This is a genomic window from Alkalihalophilus lindianensis (assembly GCF_032843265.1).
In the GTDB taxonomy this organism is placed as follows: domain Bacteria; phylum Bacillota; class Bacilli; order Bacillales; family Bacillaceae_D; genus Alkalihalophilus; species Alkalihalophilus lindianensis.
In genome coordinates, this window is sequence record NZ_JAWJBA010000686.1 from 1 (window position 1) to 253 (window position 253).

The following is a 253-nucleotide window of genomic DNA, read 5'->3' on the forward strand; positions in this document are numbered from 1 at the left end:
CTTTAAATCGGAAAAGTTGCTCCTGACAACGAATAAAAGCATCCAGGAGATTTCGACAGAATGTGGATTTTCCGATACGAAATACTATTATAAGCATTTTAATAAGTGGTATAATTGCACCCCGGCTCAGTACAGAAAAAAATACAAGCCAGAAGTTGATAAAGAAACCATAAAAAAGGAAATTGCTTTGGATGAACTGCTAAAATTGCTGACGATTCCTCACTTAATGACGAATCAGGGGGCATGCGTATTT

The 253-nt window shown here is 36.8% G+C and carries 1 protein-coding gene; it reads left to right on the plus strand.

Annotated elements, in window-relative coordinates:
• Positions 1-253 (plus strand): helix-turn-helix domain-containing protein (locus tag RYX56_RS23910; RefSeq protein ID WP_317124327.1); only part of this gene is annotated, 253 nt, incomplete at both ends.